This window comes from Streptomyces sp. NPDC048484 (genome assembly GCF_040651415.1).
Taxonomy (GTDB): Bacteria; Actinomycetota; Actinomycetes; order Streptomycetales; family Streptomycetaceae; genus Streptomyces.
This window is the reverse complement of the sequence record NZ_JBEZJY010000007.1, coordinates 177339-191968: the sequence shown is the minus strand read 5'-3', so window position 1 is coordinate 191968 and position 14630 is coordinate 177339. Positions and strand designations below refer to the sequence as shown.

Genomic DNA, 14630 nt, shown 5'->3' with positions numbered 1-14630 from the left:
GCAGGCCGGAACCGGGCCGAAACCGGGCCGGAACACCGGCTGGCCCACTGGCTGGAACTCGGCGAGAACGCTGCTGGAACGCGGCCTCTGGAACGCGGTCTCTAGAACGCGGCCTCGTCCAGGTCCATCAGGTCCAGCTCGACGGCCTCGGCGAGCTTGCGCGCGCCGGTGACGCCCGGCAGGACGTTGGCGGCGAAGAACTTGGCCGCCGCGATCTTGCCGGTGTAGAACGCGGTGTCCTTCGAGGAGGCCGTCTCCAGCTTCTCGGCGGCGACGGCCGCGCCCTTCAGGAGCAGGTAGCCGACGACGACGTCACCGGAGGCCATCAGCAGGCGGGTGGTGTTGAGCCCGACCTTGTAGATGTTCTTGACGTCCTGCTCGGTCGCCGCGAGGTCGGTGAGCATCAGGCCGACGATGGCCTCCAGCTCGACGGCCGCCTTGGCGAGGTGCTCACGGGCGCCGGACAGCTCCTCGCCGCCGGTGCCGAGCGCCAGGAACTTCTTGATGTCCTCGGCGAGCGAGTTCAGCGCCGCGCCCTGGTTGCGGACGATCTTCCGGAAGAAGAAGTCCTGGCCCTGGATCGCGGTCGTGCCCTCGTACAGCGTGTCGATCTTGGCGTCGCGAATGTACTGCTCGATCGGGTACTCCTGCAGGAAGCCGGAGCCGCCGAAGGTCTGCAGCGACTGGGCGAGCTGCTCGTAGCCCTTCTCGGAGCCGTAGCCCTTCACGATCGGCAGGAGCAGGTCGTTGAGGGCCTCAAGGGCGGGGGCGTCCGCGCCCTCGGCCTCCTTGACCTGGATCTCGTCCTGGATCGAGGCGGTGTACAGCACCAGGGCGCGCATGCCCTCCGCGTACGCCTTCTGCGTCATCAGCGCGCGGCGCACGTCCGGGTGGTGCGTGATGGTGACCTTGGGCGCGGTCTTGTCCATGAACTGCGCGAGGTCGGGGCCCTGGACGCGCTCCTTGGCGTACTCCAGCGCGTTCAGGTAACCCGTCGAGAGCGTGGAGATCGCCTTCGTGCCGACCATCATGCGGGCGAACTCGATGATGCGGAACATCTGGCGGATGCCGTCGTGCTTGTCGCCGATGAGCCAGCCCTTGGCGGGGTGACGGTCGCCGAACGTCATCTCGCAGGTGTTGGAGACCTTGAGGCCCATCTTGTGCTCGACGTTCGTGGCGTAGGCGCCGTTGCGCTCGCCCAGCTCGCCGGTCTCGAAGTCGAACTCGTACTTCGGTACGAGGAAGAGGGAGAGGCCCTTGGTGCCGGGTCCGGCGCCCTCGGGGCGGGCGAGCACGTAGTGGAGGATGTTCTCCGACATGTCGTGCTCACCGGAGGTGATGAACCGCTTCACGCCCTCGATGTGCCAGGAGCCGTCCTCCTGCTGGACCGCCTTGGTGCGGCCGGCGCCGACGTCCGAGCCTGCGTCCGGCTCGGTGAGCACCATGGTGGAGCCCCACTGCTTGTCGACGGCGATCTTCGCGATGTGCTTCTGGACCTCGTTGCCCTCCTCGAAGAGGATGCCGGCGAACGCGGGGCCCGAGCAGTACATCCAGACCGCCGGGTTCGCGCCGAGCACCAGCTCGGCGTACGCCCAGATCAGGGAGCGGGGTGCGGTGGTGCCGCCGATCTCCTCGGGCACGCCGAGTCGCCAGTACTCGGAGTCCATGAAGGCCTCGTAGGACTTCTTGAAGGACGCAGGGACGGGCGCCGTGTTGGTCTGCGGGTCGAAGACCGGCGGGTTGCGGTCGGCGTCCGTGAAGGACTCCGCCAGCTCGTTCTCCGAGAGGCGGGTCAGCTCTTCGAGGATGCTCTTGGCGGTCTCGGTGTCCATCTCCGCGAACGGGCCGGTGCCGTACAGCTTGTCGCGCCCGAGCACCTCGAAGAGGTTGAACTCGATGTCGCGGAGATTCGACTTGTAGTGGCCCATGGCGACGGCTCCGTTAAGGGATCGGGGAGGTGGTGAGTCCTCGTGCGAGTCCTCGCACCTGGTTCGAGTCTGCGAGTCTGGTGCGCATCTGGTTCACGTACCAACTAGTAGCTACGATGATGCTACCCGTCGGTAATAAGAAGCAACCCCTGATGGCCCAAGTGTGAGCAGGGTCTACATTCGGGCGCGACTCGTCAGGTACGCCACCTGTTCGAGGAAATCCGCCGCGGACGACCTTGGACCCCCGTGCCCTCGGTAGTCTTGCCCTCATGTACGGCTACGACCAGAACGTCGGACCGGGCCAGCAGCAGTACGCGCAGCCCCAGCCGCCGCCGCAGCAGCAGATGCCCGGTGGTGTCGGCGGGGTCGGCGGGTACGGCCAGCAGCCGCCGCTCTACCCCGAGCCGTCGCCACCGTCACTCGCGGACGCGGTGCGCGCCTTCACCACGGGGTCGCTGACCCCCGAGGACTTCCAGCAGGCCTTCGCGACGTCCAAGGTCTACTGCCCGCGCGGTGACAACCCCGGATTCCTGGCGCTGCACAACACCCAGCAGCCCGTGATCCCGATGTTCACCTCGCTCAAGGAGCTGCGCCGGTACGCCGGCAAGGAGTCCAAGTACTTCGTGATCACCGGCGCCGAGGTGATCGACCTGCTCCCCACCGGCTACGGCTTCGTCCTCGACATGGAGGGGGAGCACCGCATCGTCTTCGACGCGAAGGCGGTCGAGCAGATGGTGGACTTCGCGATGCGCCGGATGTACGGCTGACAGCCCTTGCCGCCCAGGCGGCCGAGAGGTCCGGCTCCACGAGCGACGCCCGGAGGGAATTCCCTCCGGGCGTTCTGTGTTCCGGGTGGCAGGAAGTTCTACATTCAACTAAACTCCGAGCACAAGGAGGTACCGACATGCCTGCAGTGACCGTCGAGAACCCGCTGACCCTGCCCCGTGTGGTGGCATCGGCAGAGGCCGTGGCCCGGCCCGTGCTCACCGTGACCACCGCACCGAGCGGCTTCGAGGGAGAGGGCTTCCCGGTCCGACGCGCGTTCGCCGGGATCAACTACCGCCACCTCGACCCGTTCATCATGATGGACCAGATGGGTGAGGTGGAGTACGCGCCTGGGGAGCCGAAAGGGACCCCGTGGCACCCGCACCGCGGCTTCGAGACCGTCACCTACATCATCGACGGCATCTTCGACCACCAGGACAGCCAGGGCGGCGGCGGCACCATCACCAACGGCGACACCCAGTGGATGACGGCGGGCTCGGGCCTGCTGCACATCGAGGCGCCGCCGGAGTCCCTGGTCATGTCTGGCGGTCTCTTCCACGGCCTGCAGCTGTGGGTGAACCTGCCGGCCAAGGACAAGATGATGGCGCCGCGCTACCAGGACATCCGTGGTGGTTCGGTCCAGCTGCTCTCCACCGCCGACGGCGGCGCGCTCCTGCGGGTCATCGCCGGTGAGCTGGACGGGCACGCGGGGCCCGGCATCACCCACACCCCGATCACCATGGTCCACGCGACCCTCGCGCCGGGTGCGGAGCTCACCCTTCCGTGGCGTGAGGACTTCAACGGCCTCGCGTACGTCCTCGCGGGCAAGGGCGCGGTCGGCGCGGAGCGCCGCCCGATCCACCTGGGCCAGACCGCCGTCTTCGGAGCAGGCTCCTCGCTGACGGTCCGCGCGGACGAGGAGCAGGACGCGAACACGCCGGACATGGAGGTCGTGCTGCTGGGCGGACAGCCGATCCGTGAGCCGATGGCGCACTACGGCCCGTTCGTGATGAACACCAAGGACGAGCTCCAGCAGGCGTTCGAGGACTTCCAGAAGGGGCGGCTGGGGAGCATCCCCGCCGTGCACGGGATGTCCGAGAGCGGGCTGTAGGCCCCGGCGAGCGGGCCGCAGACCCCGGCTGCGCCCAGGAACGCATGAGCGGGGCCGGGTCCCCGACCGCACCACGGTCGGGGACCCGGCCCCGCTTTTCCGCCTGCGCCGACCGACGGACGCCGAGGCCGTCCCGTCCAGTGGCCGGCCGGGTGACGGAGCCCGGCGGGGAGAAGCGTTTGGCGCGGCTGCTCAGAGCGCCCGACTGTTGCAGCCCATGTCCGCACCGAGGTGGTTGGACTGCGCACCCGGGTTGCCCTCGCCGTTGAGCGCGTTGCCCAGCAGTCCGTCGAGGGCGCCGAGGCTGCCGAGCACGTCGATGTTCATGTCGTGCGAGCGGCACTCGATGCCCTGCGTGACGCCGAAACCGTCGTGTCCCTGGTCGCCGCCGTCCGCGACGGCGGTGCCGGCGCCGAAGGAGCCGACACTGCCGAGGATGGCGCCCACGAGGACGGCCTTCTGAAGCTTGCGCATTTTTTCTCCGTTGGTCGAGCGGATGCGATCTGCAGCAGATCGAGTGGGGACGGTGGACAACTGAGGGGACGGCATCAGCCGAGTCGGGGGAGACCGAGCTGGCCCACGGGCGGCGCCGCGACCTGTCCGAGGCCGAGCGGGGACACCTGCGGTGTGCCGGCCGCCGAGATCAGCGGATTGATGATCGGGTTCACCTGCGGGTTCATCTGCGGGTTCACCTGCGGGGCGACGCGCGGCGCGGGCTCCGGGTTGAAGGCCTGGGGGACGGCGACCTGCGGGGCGACCTGCGGCATGACCTGCGGCGCCGTCTGCGGGGTGACCTGCGGCACGACCTGCGCCGGCGAGGAGGCCTGCGCGGAGCCCGTCGATGAGGCCCAGGCGGAAGCCTGACCGTTCTGCTGCGGAGCAGGTGCCTGGGGAGCGGGCTGCGGCATCGGCTGGGGATACGACTGCTGGGGATACGACGGCTGGGAGTACGACGGCGCACCGGAGGCCTGTGCGGTGCCCAGCGAACTGGTCGAGGCCGTGGCCTGCTGCTGCGGCGCGGGCGGCTGGTACTGAGGAGCTTGGTACTGCGGCGCGGGCGGCTGGTACTGAGGTGCTTGGTACTGCGGCGCGGGCGGCTGGTACTGGGGAGCTTGGTACTGCGGCGCGGGCGGCTGGTACTGAGGTGCTTGGTACTGCGGCGCGGGCGGCTGGTACTGAGGTGCTTGGTACTGGGGCGCCGGATACAGGGGAGCGGGCGCCGGAGCGGCACCGCCGTACCCGACGGGAGAGTCGGCATGGCTGACGCCGGCGCCGATGGCGGACAGACCGCCGGCCGCTGCTACGACGAGCGCGGCCTTGTGAAGCTTTCGCATGGAACCCTCGGCCCTTCAATACCTGTGCAGGGAAATCCGTTGTATTTCAGTGCAGTCTTGCGTGCGCCCAGTCTGAAGTTCGTACTGCGCCCTGACAGGGAAATCCTGGGCTGTCACGTGCGACTTCACGCCGGAGCAGACAGCGGATCCCGATGACTCTCTCTGTGAATTCATGATCGCTGCCTTCTCCCAGATGGCAACGACATTTCCTCCTGCCCGGTCACGGGATCGGAAATCTCGTCACCCATTTGCCATCGATCGGATTACCGGCTTTTTTCCCGTCCGACAGGGCCCCGCCGACCGGATATTCCAGGTCGGTGGCACCGCACTTCATCGGTCGGTGATTCAAACTCTCTGGCAAATGGGTGACCAGGCCCCGGCTCCCGTGACTGGTTCCGTACTCATCTCGTTCCCCACTGGGTCAGAGCGATGGTCGATCGAGGCCGCAACAAGGCAGCAGGAAAAGCAACAACTGCACTGGCTCATCAGCGTTTCGATACGTTCCATGCACAGGTCAATGAAGGGCCGAGGGTTCCATGCGCAAGCTTCAGCAGGTCGCGCTCGTCGTCGCCGCTGCTGGCGGTCTGTCCGCCACCGGCGCCGGTCCCGGTTTCGCCGTCACTCCGGCTGCATACAACGGTGCAGCTCCGCCCCCCGTTTCGCAGCAGGACGCCCAGGCCGCCTCGATGACCTCTTCGCAGGCCACCGCGCACAGCTACGGTTCGCCGGCTCCGCAGCAGGCTGCCCCGCAGCAGCCCGCTGACGTCAGCCCCCAGTTGAACCCCCAGTTGAATCCCCAGATCAACCCGCAGGTCTCCCCGCAGTCGGCCCCGTCGCAGGCCACCCCGGTGCACCAGAACAACCTCTTCCGTCCGTACCAGGAGTGCAGCCCGCAGTCCCTGCTCAACGCGAACCTCCCGGTCGCCCTGCTCGCCGCCTCCGAGACCCGGGGTATCGACTGCGGCCAGGTCAACAGCCAGGCCAACGCCGCCGCGACGGCCCACGCTTCCCACTAGGACCCCCAGCCGCCGGACAGCCTGAAGTCGACGTCCAGGCGGACCTTCGAGGGGGCGCTCCCGAGGGGCCCGCTCGGCCGCGTTGCGGCTTCAGGATGCTTCCGAAGAGAGGTCACAAAACACGGCGCGTCGCTCGATGTTTTGAGGGTATTTCGTACTAATCTGCCGTAACAGTACGAAGTTGGTCCATAAAGGGCCATATTCACCCCACTCCACCGGAGATGACATGCGCAAGCTTCGCAAGGCTGCCGTTCTGGTCGCTGCCCTCAGCAGCGTCGGCCTCCTGGGCGTCGGCACCGCCCACGCCAACGGAGGCCCCGAGGGCGGCCACGACAAGGGCGGCGACCGCTTCAACGTTCTGCAGAGCTCCAACTGCAAGTCGCACGACCTGAACCTCGACATCCTCGGCCAGGTCGGCCTGCTCAACGGCCTGCTGGGCAACGCCCTCAACGGCGAGGGCAACCCTGGTGCGCAGGACACTCACATCGGTTCGAGCATGGGTTGCAACAACAGCGCCTTCTAGGCGCGTGGCGGTCGCGTAGGCGGCCGTGAGCGGGAAACAGTCCCGGCACCGAGTCTCAGGCCCGGTGCCGGGACACTTTTGTGTCGACGGGGCCATTTGTTGACGCAGTGACTCGATCGCAGTGACTCGCTCGCAGTGATTCGCTCAAGGGGAACGGTATTTACCGGCCGTCGGCCAAGGTGGTGACGATTCCCCGAATTCGGCGCGCCTCGGGGTTTTCGGCGATATTTCTTATTAGCCTTCGTAATCGTAGGAAGTCGATCTGGCACAGATCGCATTCACCTCACTCCACCGGAGAACACATGCAGAAGCTTCGCAAGGCTGCCGTCCTGGTCGCTGCCCTCAGCAGCGTCGGCCTCCTGGGTGCCGGCGCCGCCCACGCCGACGGGGGTAAGGACGGCTGGGGTTCGCGCGGAGACGGCAAGAGTTTCAACATCATGCAGAGCAGCAACTGTAGGTCGCACGACTCCAACGTCGACATCCTCGGTCAGGTCGGCGTCCTCAACGGCCTGGGCGGCAACCTGCTGAACGGCGAGGGCAACTCGGGCGCCCAGCAGAACGCCATGGGCTCGACCATGGGCTGCAGCAACACCGTCGGCAAGTAAGGGCAGAACCGTCCTCGGTGCCCCGGCCACAGGCCGGGGCACCGAGTTTTCTATGTCGCCGGGAAGCCGGGAAGCCGGGAAGCCAGAAAGTCGAAATGCCGGACCGGGAGGGATCCTGGTCCGGCATTCGCCGATCGCGCCTCAGAACTTGAAATGAGGCCGCTTGAAGCTCTTGGGCAGCTCGGCCCTGTTTGAGCATTCCATAACGGGTCCGACCTTCATGGAACCCGGTTTCGGCGAGCCGTACTCGGGCGCCGCCAAGCGCGGCATGGAGGTCGACGTGCACTCCTGCGTCTGCTTGATGACGTACCTGCCGTTCTCGTCGCTGCGGATGACCTCGCTCTTGCGCATGCAGGTGGTCTCGCCCCGGGCGGAGGTCTTGCAATCGCGCGGGGCTTCCGCGGCGTACGCCGGCGCGGCACCGATGTAGATCACGGCGAGAGTTCCGAGCAGACCCGAGACGGTTGCGATCTTCTGCCGACTGAACATGTGCTGCGTTCCTTTGCGATCGAGGCCCGGGCGCCTGCGCCGTTGATCGGCGTGCGTCCGAGCCTTGGAGAACTTCGAACTACGGGACCCAGCGTCTGAGGCGTCCTCAGCTGCGTCCGGCGACGGCACTGAGGCAGCCCGGACGCGCACCCTGGTGGGTTCTGCCGCGCGTCCGGGCTGCCTTGCCGTTGAGGGCGTTGTCCAGCACACCGTTGAGCAGCCCGAGCCGATCCAGGACATGGACGTTCGGATCGTGTGACCTGCATGCGGTGCATACGGTGTTCTGACAGGTGTCGATGCGCCTGTTACGGCGGTTGAGGTGAAGTGCGGCGCGATGGTCCCCGAGGCGACCGAATGCAGGGCCGACCGGAGTGCGGACTGCGGCGTGACCACCTGCGAATCGGCCTATGAGGTCCACTGCGGCGTGGAGTGCGGAGCCACTCGCCCCGCCACCGCTGCGGCTACGACCGCGGTCTGCTGAAACGCGCGCATCGGGCCGGCGGCCCTTCCTTAGTGGCCGTGCGGCCCGTGGTCCTGCTCCGGCGTGTAGCTGACACCGTTCTCCGGCGCGAACCACGGAGCCTGCGGGCCGTCGGAGTGCGGCTGACCGTGCTGCGGGGCACCCCAGTTGGCCACGGCGTTGGCCTGCGAGGAAGCGATCGCGGTGACCCCACCATCGAAGCCGCCGTCGGCGAAGCTGACGCCGCCACCGAGGGCGGACAGCCCCGCGACCGCTGCGGCTACAACTGCGGCCCGCTGAAACTTGCGCATAGTTGGTCCCTTTCTTAGCTGGGCATGACGCCCTGGCTTGACTACTTAATGTGAGCATATACACGTGAATCATAGCCATTAGGGACATTTACCTTTCTATGCGCCGTGTCGGCCTATGGCGAAGCGCCCTCCCGTCCGCTCGTTCACGGACTTGAAGGGGGATGAGGGGCGCTGGTGATGGGGCCGGTCGTGGGTTCGCCGTTGTCGCTTGGGGAACGACGTTTCCCCGGGGGCGGGTCACGGGCGGTGACGGGAAGCCACTCGTTTGCCCGCCGACGCGCGCGCCTCGCGCTTGCGTGGACGCAGAAGCAGCGGATGGCCGGACCAGGTCACGCTGGTCCGGCCATCCGCTGCTCGAAAGATGAGGAAGTATCGGAAGGTTCCGCCCGGGGACTCAGCCCAGCAGGCCAGGCAGCTCCAGCCTGTTGTCCGTGTCGTCACTGGTGTCGGGTTCCGGCGCCGAGTTGGGGGCGCAGGTCACCTCGGGCCCGATCCGCGTTCTCCCGCTGTTCAGCAGGGGAATGACGGGCAGCTGCAAGGGCTGCGTCGGTACACAGCTCTGTGACTGGCGGACGATGAACCCTTCGCCCTCGGGCGTTTTGCCGACCACCCGCTGGACGCAGGTGATGGTGCCCTGCTTGTCGAGACCACAGGACGCCGGCGGGTCCGCGGCGTATGCCTGGGCGCCGCCGGTACAGGTCACGACGAGGCCGCCGAGAATCCCCGAGACGGCCGCGATCTTCTTCCTGCTGAACATGTGATGGGTTTCCTTTGTGAGGGTTGCCCGGGCGCCGCGAACCGGCCGAGCCGGGCCCTGGGGCTGTCGGAGAGGTGGGCGTCCAGCTCCGACCCATGTCCGGGATGTTCGGGGTTCGGTACCTCACTTGCGAAGTGAAGGACCGACCTGATGAAGACGCTGTTGCTGCGGTACACGCCCGAGTCGATCGATGTGGCCTGGGGCGCTCGCCGGGCCCTCGCTGCTTCCAGCGGGTTGAACGAACGGCTGTTTATCTGTGGTTGACCAGCCTGATGGCTACGGCAGACCGACCCGAAAGGCCGGCAACCGCTCATCGACGCACGGGATTTCAGAGCTGTCGCGAACGCACGCGCCTCAGAGGAGCGGCTTCCTGCTGCAGGCGGCCGCACGTGAACGGGCCCCTGCGGGGGTGACCCCGAGGGGCTCGCGGAAAGCGTCGTACGCGATTACGCCGCTGACCTCAGTCGGTGAAGGCGTTGTTGTACTGGCCGCAGCTGGTGTCGTAGGTCTCGGCGAGACCGAGCAGGGCGACCGGGAGGTCGTTCGCGGCCACCGTCTGCGGGCTGCACTCCTGGTACGGGCGGTAGAGGTCGTTCACCTCCGGCGTTTTGTCCTGGGCGTAGGCGGTACCGACGCCGGCTCCGGCGCCGATGGCGGACAGACCGCCAGCCGCCACTGCTGCGATCATGGCTGCCTGCTGAAACTTACGCATGGAACCCTCGGTCCTTGAGTGCCTGTACGTCGAGGCTGGTTGCCTACTGTGACGAAGTGAACACTAGCAGTAGTCAATCGGGGGATTCCACGCTGCGGATGTCCCGTGTCCGGGCGGGGACATGGGCGCGTATGGGGGTGTCGAGGGCCGGTCGAACACGCGGTGGCGACCGCCCCGCTCCGTAGCGGCGGCCCAACCTGGTCCGATGCGGGCCTACTTGGCGATGATTCCCTCCCTGCCCGGATGCGAGCCCCCGGGCACGAGGGGAGTGGTTGTTCGCCTGCGGCATCTCGTCGCAACTCGTCCACGCTACAGACTCGTTCACCCGGCCGCACCGAGCCGCACCGAGCCGCACCGGACACGGCGGGAGGACGCGACCGGCCGGCCGCCGTGCCCGCGCGCTCCACGAGGTGCGCCCCGAGTGCCCTAACTCCGGTCTCGACGGGGCCCGTTCGAAGTGCGGCTCCCGCTCCGTGCACGAGAGGCCGGCCCCTGGTCCGGGCTCGAAGGAACTCGGCGACCTCGGGTGCGCCCCACTCGTGGGCTGAAATGCCTGGACCGACTCAACCGGAGGCCAGGCGGCCCGATTGGCTCACATTCACCGATCACTCAATCCACTCAAAAGTGGGAAAACATCATGTTCCGGGTGCATCCGTCCGCAGTCGGAGCATTCCCTTGATCGGGTCCGCCCCGAACCGGGCTCCAACTGCGAACGGAGACGCCCGTGCGAATGACCGACATCCAGCGTTGTGAGGTCCGGCCCGGACGGCTCGTCGAGTGGGCGCTCAGTCCGGCGACCGTCACTGTGGCGGCGGGCCTTCCGGCGGACCCCCGGCCGCCGGCGTACGTCCAGGAGTCGCACATCAGGACGGCCCGATCCGTGCGGGAGGACGGCCTGTTCGTGCCGACCTGGCTCGCTGCGGCATTCGACATCCCGGGCAGGGTCGATCTCGACGCACTGCAGGACGCGTTGCGCAACTGGACGCTCCGGCACGAGACGCTGCGCAGCGGCTTCCGCTGGGACGGAGACGAGATGCGCCGGTTCACGCTCGACACCGAGGCCGTGTCACTCCATCGCGAGGTGGTCGGTGACTTCCCCGACGCGGCAGAACTCGTCGAGCATCTGCAGGACCGCTTCGACGCCACCGCGAACGCGCTGTGCTGGCCCAACTTCCTCTACACGGCGGTTGTCAGGGACGACGGCGCCAGCGTGTACATGGCCTTCGACCACAGCAACGTCGACGCCTACTCCCTGCAGCGCCTCCCCGCGGAGATCCACGAGCTCTACACGGCAGCCGCCGAGGGCCGCCCCGTGGAGAAGTCGCAGGTCGGCAGTTACGTCGACTTCTGCGAGATCGAGCGGGCGGACGCGGACCGGATCGACGACACCCACGAGATCGTCGACCGCTGGCGGGAGTTCATCCGGCGATGCAACGGGAAGCTGCCCAACTTCCCCGTCGACCTCGGTCTGGAGCCCGGCGGCGTCCTGCCCACCCAGGAGTTCATGCGCGAGATGCTCGTCGACGCGGACACCGCCGCGGCGTTCGAATCGTACTGCCGGCCTTTCGGTGGCAGCCTCGTCGGCATCCTGGCCGCCACCAGCCTCATCGTCCACGAGATCGGCGGACAGCCCGTCTACCGTGCCGTCGTGCCGTTCCACACCCGGGTGAAGTCGAAGTGGCGCGACTCCGTGGGCTGGTACGTCGGCGGCGCGCCGATCGAGGTCCCCATGGACCCGGCACCCGATTTCCTCGGCGCCCTGAAAGCCGTGCGCGCCGAGTTGCACGCCAACAGGTCGCTGGCACGCATGCCGCTGGCCCGAGTGCTGCGCCTGCTGGGCTCGGACTTCCGCCCGACCTCGCCCGACCTGTACTCGATCGTCTCGTACGTCGATGCGCGGGGCATCCCCGGCTCGGAGCGCTGGGACGAGCTGGCGGCCTACGGACTCGTCAGAGTGTCCTACGGCGACCAGGTGTGCGTCTGGGTCAACCGACTCCACGAAGGTCTGTGGTTCGCCTGCCGTTACCCCGACACCGACGCCGCGTACAAGAACATGCGGCTGTACGTCGAGCGGTTGCGGGGCGTCATCCTCACCGTGGCCTGCGAGCAACGTGCCTACGAACTCGCACGACACGATCTCGCCGGGTGAACGGTCCACGACACCCACTCGTCGGCCACCGCCGACACGAGAGGGCCCTTCCCGCATGGCCCCCGACCTCGCCGTCGAGAGCCGTGCGGGGGCACACCCCTCGCCACTGTCGTGCACCTCGACACGCGGGACGGCGGCGTCCGGCGTGCTCGCGGCACCGGGGGCCTTACGCGTCCCCGGACATCTCGGCCGCTCCCGAAACCCCGGACGCCTCGGCCACTTCCGGAGCCCGGGGCAGTTCGGCGACTCCGGAGATCTCATAGGTCTCGGAGATCGCGGGTAACGCGGCGACCACGGAACCCGCGGACTCCCCCTCCGCGCCGGGCTCCACCTCGTAGAGCTCGAACCAGATGCTCTTGCCCTCGCCCTGAGGGGCCACCCCCCACGCGTCGGCGAGCAGCTCCGTCAGGAGCAGGCCCCGCCCGGAGGACGCCAGTTCGCCGGGGTGCCGTTTGTGGGGCAGGTCGTCGCTGCCGTCCGTCACCTGGATCCGTATCCGGCGGGCGCCCGCCGGGCCCGTTATCTCCGCGACGAGCAGCGCGTCCGCGTCCGTGTGGACGAGTACGTTCGTGACCATCTCGGAGACCAGCAGGACCGCCGAGTCGACCTGGTCGGCGGAGGCCCAGTCGTGCAGGAACTCCCGCAGTTGCTGCCGTGCCACCGCGACCTTCTGCGGCAAGGCCTGCGCGACGGTCAGCATGGTGCGCCGAGCGGCGGGCCGGGGGGTGGCCGAGGTGTCGGGATCGCAGCCGCCCTCCCCCACCCGGCACAGCAGCAGCACCGCTATGTCGTCCTCGCGGCGGTCCACGAGCGGCCCGGTCGTGTGGTGCGAGGAGGGCCCGTGCACAGCCTGGACCAGCGCGTCGGCGAGCACTTCCATGTCGCCCTCGTGGTTCTCCAGGATCTTGCGGATCCGGCGCCAGCCGGTGTCCAGGTCGTGCCCGCCGGTCTCGATCAGCCCGTCCGTGCAGATCAGCATCGTCTCGCCGCGCTCCAGCACGAGCCGCGTCGTCGGATAGTCGGCGTCCGGGTCGATGCCCAGCGGCAGCCCGCCCGCGGTGGGCCGCATCAGTACGGTCCCGTCCGCCATGCGGATCGCGGGGTCCGGATGCCCGGCCCTGGCTATCTCCAGCACTCCGCTCTCCGGGTCCACCTCCACGTACAGGCAGGTCGCGAAGCGCAGGTCCGCGATCTCGTCGTCGGACGTGATCCCGTACAGGAAGCGTGAGGCGCGCGAGAGGACCGCGTCCGGGCGGTGTCCCTCCGAGGCGTACGCCCGCAGGGCTATCCGGAGCTGGCCCATCAGTCCCGCGGCGCGTACGTCGTGGCCCTGGACGTCGCCGATGACCAGCGCGAAGCGGCTGCCCCCGGGGCTCGTTCGCGAGGTGCCGCCGGGCAGCGGGATCATGTCGTACCAGTCGCCGCCCACCTGGAGGCCGCCGCCAGTGGGTACGTACCGGGCCGCGACGCTCATCCCGGGGATCTTCGGGCCCAGGGTGGGCAGCATCGAGCGCTGGAGGCCGTCCGTGAGCTCCCGCTCGGACTCGGTGACCCCGGCCCGCGAGAGGGCTTGGGCCAGCATCCGTGCCACCGTCGTCAGCACGGACCGTTCGTCGGGCGTGAAGGTGACCGGATACGTGAAGGCCGCCATCCACGCGCCCATCGTGCGGCCCGCCACCGTGAGTGGCAGAAACGCCCAGGACTGGCGGCCGAAGCCCTGCGCGAGCGGCCAGGAGGCCGGATAGCGGCTGCGGTAGTGGTCAGGGGAGGAGAGATAGACGGCACGGCCGGTGCGGACGACCTCCGCGGCCGGATAGTCCGTGTCCAGCGGCATCTGGGAGAACGGGTCCTCGTCCCCCAACTGCTGTCCGTGGTGGCCGATGACGGTGAGCCGGTCGGCCTCCGCGCCGAAGACCGCGAGCCCGTCCGGCGAGAACCCGGGCATCGACAGGCCGGCCGCGACCCGCAGCACCTCCTCCGTGGACTGTGCCTCGGCCAGCGCACGCCCCGCGTCCAGCAGGAACGCCTCGCGTGAGCGCCGCCAGTCACCCGTGACCGGGGTACGCGCGGCGGCACCCGGCGGCGGCTCGGTGACCTCCTGCAGGGTGCCGATCAACTGGTACGTCCCGGTGCCCGGGTCGACCGACGGTTTGGAGCGGCTGCGTACGGTACGGATCACGTGGCCCTGGTCGTCCATGACCCGCAGCCGCAGCTCGGCGAGTGTTCTCTCGGCGGCGGCGAGCTGGATGACCCCGTTGACCTCGTTCCAGTCGACGGGGTGGAAACGGGCTCGTACGCCTGCCTCCGTGAGCACGGTCGGTTCCGCGGGCAGGCCGATGAGCCGGGAGGCTTCGGCGTCGAAAGAGACCTTCCCGGCGGCGTTGTCCCACCTCCACAGGCCGGTGGCAAGGGCGGCGAGGATGTCCCCCACAGAGGGAAGGGCATCACCTATGCGCATTGACCCACTGTA

Annotated in this window: 14 protein-coding genes; 6 read left to right on the top strand and 8 right to left on the bottom strand. The window is 68.2% G+C overall.

From position 1 onward, the window contains the following. Positions 1-101: 101 nt before the first annotated feature. Positions 102-1928 (bottom strand): acyl-CoA dehydrogenase, encoded by a 1827-nt coding sequence (locus tag AB0D14_RS09645; protein ID WP_362776479.1) that lies wholly within the window; start codon positions 1926-1928, stop codon positions 102-104. Between the two features lie 269 nt (positions 1929-2197). On the opposite strand from AB0D14_RS09645, the gene AB0D14_RS09640 reads away from it, so the two are divergent. Further along, positions 2198-2695, top strand: a complete 498-nt coding sequence (locus AB0D14_RS09640; protein ID WP_362776478.1) for an SseB family protein — start codon at positions 2198-2200, stop codon at positions 2693-2695. Positions 2696-2832: 137 nt separating this feature from the next. Continuing rightward, entirely contained in the window at positions 2833-3804 is a 972-nt protein-coding gene (locus AB0D14_RS09635; protein ID WP_362776476.1) for a pirin family protein, read from the top strand. Positions 3805-3996: 192 nt separating this feature from the next. Here AB0D14_RS09635 and AB0D14_RS09630 read toward each other — a convergent pair whose 3' ends face one another. Then, positions 3997-4278, bottom strand: a complete 282-nt coding sequence (locus AB0D14_RS09630; protein WP_362776474.1) for a hypothetical protein — start codon at positions 4276-4278, stop codon at positions 3997-3999. Positions 4279-4352: 74 nt separating this feature from the next. Continuing rightward, on the bottom strand, positions 4353-5138 hold the full coding sequence (locus tag AB0D14_RS09625) for a hypothetical protein (protein ID WP_362776472.1): 786 nt from the start codon (positions 5136-5138) through the stop codon (positions 4353-4355). Positions 5139-5674: 536 nt separating this feature from the next. On the opposite strand from AB0D14_RS09625, the gene AB0D14_RS09620 reads away from it, so the two are divergent. The 3 genes from AB0D14_RS09620 to AB0D14_RS09610 all read left to right on the top strand — a co-directional run bounded on the left by AB0D14_RS09620 (position 5675) and on the right by AB0D14_RS09610 (position 7282). Next, the gene (locus tag AB0D14_RS09620) at positions 5675-6154 is read left to right on the top strand and encodes a hypothetical protein (RefSeq protein WP_362776470.1); all 480 of its coding nucleotides are present in this window, start codon (positions 5675-5677) and stop codon (positions 6152-6154) included. 226 nt (positions 6155-6380) lie between these two features. Beyond that, positions 6381-6677 (top strand): hypothetical protein, encoded by a 297-nt coding sequence (locus AB0D14_RS09615; RefSeq protein WP_362776469.1) that lies wholly within the window; start codon positions 6381-6383, stop codon positions 6675-6677. 302 nt (positions 6678-6979) lie between these two features. After that, a complete protein-coding gene (locus AB0D14_RS09610) occupies positions 6980-7282 on the top strand; it encodes a hypothetical protein (RefSeq protein WP_362776467.1) in 303 nt (100 codons plus the stop codon). Between the two features lie 141 nt (positions 7283-7423). On the opposite strand, the gene AB0D14_RS09605 is transcribed toward AB0D14_RS09610, so the two are convergent. The 4 genes from AB0D14_RS09605 to AB0D14_RS09590 all read right to left on the bottom strand — a co-directional run bounded on the left by AB0D14_RS09605 (position 7424) and on the right by AB0D14_RS09590 (position 10011). Further along, on the bottom strand, positions 7424-7771 hold the full coding sequence (locus tag AB0D14_RS09605; RefSeq protein WP_362776466.1) for a hypothetical protein: 348 nt from the start codon (positions 7769-7771) through the stop codon (positions 7424-7426). A gap of 510 nt (positions 7772-8281) precedes the next feature. Continuing rightward, positions 8282-8542, bottom strand: a complete 261-nt coding sequence (locus tag AB0D14_RS09600) for a hypothetical protein (protein ID WP_362776464.1) — start codon at positions 8540-8542, stop codon at positions 8282-8284. Positions 8543-8936: 394 nt separating this feature from the next. Further along, positions 8937-9299, bottom strand: a complete 363-nt coding sequence (locus AB0D14_RS09595) for a hypothetical protein (RefSeq protein ID WP_362776462.1) — start codon at positions 9297-9299, stop codon at positions 8937-8939. 460 nt (positions 9300-9759) lie between these two features. Next, complete coding sequence (locus AB0D14_RS09590) at positions 9760-10011, bottom strand: hypothetical protein (protein ID WP_362776460.1); 252 nt, start codon at positions 10009-10011, stop codon at positions 9760-9762. 724 nt (positions 10012-10735) lie between these two features. On the opposite strand from AB0D14_RS09590, the gene AB0D14_RS09585 reads away from it, so the two are divergent. Continuing rightward, positions 10736-12160: a condensation domain-containing protein gene (locus AB0D14_RS09585; RefSeq protein ID WP_362776458.1), complete on the top strand. Its 1425-nt coding sequence runs from the start codon at positions 10736-10738 to the stop codon at positions 12158-12160. A 166-nt stretch (positions 12161-12326) separates the two neighbouring features. On the opposite strand, the gene AB0D14_RS09580 is transcribed toward AB0D14_RS09585, so the two are convergent. Continuing rightward, entirely contained in the window at positions 12327-14618 is a 2292-nt protein-coding gene (locus tag AB0D14_RS09580; RefSeq protein WP_362776456.1) for a SpoIIE family protein phosphatase, read from the bottom strand. Positions 14619-14630 lie beyond the last annotated feature (12 nt).